This is a genomic window from Nitrospira sp. BLG_2 (assembly GCF_049222245.1).
In genome coordinates, this window is sequence record NZ_JBLYIG010000667.1 from 1 (window position 1) to 2,425 (window position 2,425).

Below are 2,425 nucleotides of genomic sequence, written 5' to 3' on the forward strand. Positions count from 1 at the left end.
CAACAGAGACGTTGCGAGAAACGATCAATATAGACGAGACACAGTGTCATGGCTTCCGGTTCATGGCCGGTGGCGGCGAGCTCGTCTAAGAAGCGAACTCGGGCTTCGGTATCATCGAAGAACGCAGTGATGAAGTCGCGCTTTGCCTTCTGATCCCTGTTCATCGTGACCTTCGGCGGTGACGCCTAACGATTGGCGTTGAGCCGCGCCGCGCTAGGAACGATAACACCAAGCGCAGCGTCGGCTCCAACACCTGGTTAGGCCGCATGCCATCCATAATAGCCGCAGCCACATGCGCCACAACGGCACAAGATCCAATGGCAAACGGAACACTCAGGATCCACAGCGCTGTCCAATGGGTGGTGACAGGCCCAGCAGTGCGCCCATCGATGGGACCATCGAGTAGAAGGTCCCGATCCCCTGTACCCCACACCCAGGTCCTTCAGGCGCAACTCATGCCGTTCGACCTGCTCCTTTCGCTCTTCGGCAGCGATTGCTGCGAGTAGCTCAGGATATTCCCGGACGAGAGCATTGACCTTGTTGGCTTCGATGACCGGGATCTGGATTTGAGTTTTCTCATCGTACCAGTTGGAGTCGTGATAGTAGTACATGCGCCCATCGATGACAAATTTCTGTCGCATAAACGACCTCCTCAGATTGCGATTGCCCAAGTGAAGAACGCGTTCCCCTCCGGCCAGCCGTCACGATGACAGCAGGAGAAGGGGAATTGCGCTCGAACGACGAACGAGCCCAGGTGCCTGTTGCAACGAATTGGGCTTTACTTGGAGTCGCGCTTGAGGAGGGCTCTCTTCTTGGCGGGGTTGGCTGCGCTTTTGGTGGCGTCTTATCTACCGCTCTCGGTTGGCGGATTTCTTGCGCCTGATTTAGCGTCTTATGTGCCGCTCTCTATTGGCCCGTTTGTTTTGGCGACGTTTCCTTTTCGCCCAATGTGTATTGTAACCGGCGGCCCCGATCGACTGCAAATCTTGCGAGTGGCGCCCTAACTATTAAGTAGATTGGTCAGCCTGTCCCGGCCAACCAGCCTCTTGCTTTCGGCCAATTCTAATAATCTTTTTTGGTACTTAGCAAGAAATCTCTCAGCCTTCCGGAGCCCGACAAACACTGCAAATCTGGTCAGCCTATCCCGGTGTCCCGGCATGGGTGTAAAGCGGGACATTCTACTTTTCTACGCGGGTGCGCGGGCGGCCGGCGCGGCGCTGTCCCGCTTGAGCGAGCTGACAGAGGAAGACTGGCCGAAGCGCGATCACCTGGAACGGTTGCGCCTCCACTATGGCCGCCGCCGGCAACGGTTCGCGCCCTCTGCCGACGTGGCCCCCGAGTGCAAAAAGGAGACGAACAAGGCCTTTCTCCGGCTGCGGCAGGAGACCCTCACCGCCGAACGGCTGGCCCTGATCCGGCTCCGCGACGAGGGCACGATCAGCGACGAGGTGCTCCATCGCCTGGAACAGGAGCTGGACATCGAGGCGCTCCGCCTCGGCTTGGGCGAGCAACGGGTCGAGGAGAGGCCTTGACGGACCGTCAATGATGGAACCAAATTCCAGAGGGTTTCAGGCGAGACGGCCCTTCGCTGCGAGCAAGCGTCCGTTGATCATTGGAACAACGAAGGGCTAAGATCGAAGCTCCGGTGAAATCTATGGAACGTCCGTCGGACAAGATTCGTCTGGTAATCCTCAAGGGCAGCGTGCGTCCCGGCAACTATACGGGCATGGCGGCCGCGTTGGTGGAGGAGGAATTGAAGAAACATCCCCGGGTGTCCGTGGAGACCATCGATCCGGCGCAACTCGACCTGCCGCTGCCGGGGACTGCCTCTCGGTCCAACGATGTGGAGCAGCTTCATCGGAAGGTCGCCGAGGCCGCCGGGGCAGTCTTGGCCACGCCGGAGTATCACGGCAGCTTCAGCAGCGTGATGAAGCTGCTCATCGAGAACCTCGGCCACCCCTCTCCCATCTTCGGCAAGCCGGTCGCGCTGTTGGGAGTGGCGGGCGGCACGATCGGCGCGATCAAAGCCGTAGCCCACATGATCCATGACCGCTTCTACTGCACCCACCGATACGCCGCTGCGACAAGGTTGGCTGCCAGGTTCCCGCAGCCAAGCGGGCAGGCTCGCCGCTCGGTCGGTCGACATACTGTTTCAAGTATGCCTTCCTCCCTCGCGGTTCCGCGTGCCCGTCTCGCGTGGCGTCTCGGCGGTTTCGTTACGAACCGTCATGAATCATGTGGGCTGGGAGCATTGGCGCAGCGTCGTCTCCCACATCGGCGGCATCGTCTTGCCGTTGCCGATTTCGGTGGCGAACGTGCAGAAGGTATTCGATCAGCAAGGCCGCTGCCTGGACCCTGATGCGGAGCAGCTCATCCGCAGCGTGGGGACGAACCTGCTCCAGTACATGGAGCAGAACGTCTGTCC

Annotated in this window: 3 protein-coding genes; 2 read left to right on the forward strand and 1 reads right to left on the reverse strand. The window is 59.7% G+C overall.

Annotated elements, in window-relative coordinates; genetic code table 11:
* Positions 1-257 precede the first annotated feature (257 nt).
* The gene (locus tag ACOSYY_RS17625; protein WP_421664142.1) at positions 258-641 is read right to left on the reverse strand and encodes a hypothetical protein; all 384 of its coding nucleotides are present in this window, start codon (positions 639-641) and stop codon (positions 258-260) included.
* A 405-nt stretch (positions 642-1,046) separates the two neighbouring features.
* Between ACOSYY_RS17625 and ACOSYY_RS17630 the strand changes: the two genes are divergently transcribed.
* Complete coding sequence (locus ACOSYY_RS17630; RefSeq protein WP_421664143.1) at positions 1,047-1,532, forward strand: hypothetical protein; 486 nt, start codon at positions 1,047-1,049, stop codon at positions 1,530-1,532.
* A gap of 122 nt (positions 1,533-1,654) precedes the next feature.
* A complete protein-coding gene (locus ACOSYY_RS17635) occupies positions 1,655-2,359 on the forward strand; it encodes an NADPH-dependent FMN reductase (protein WP_421664144.1) in 705 nt (234 codons plus the stop codon).
* Positions 2,360-2,425 lie beyond the last annotated feature (66 nt).

What these genes read in the sequence shown, in the direction of transcription:
- ACOSYY_RS17635 (WP_421664144.1), top strand. Translation starts at nt 1,655, where the DNA reads ATGGAACGTCCGTCGGACAAGATTCGTCTGGTAATCCTCAAGGGCAGC.
- ACOSYY_RS17625 (WP_421664142.1), bottom strand. Translation starts at nt 641, where the DNA reads ATGCGACAGAAATTTGTCATCGATGGGCGCATGTACTACTATCACGAC.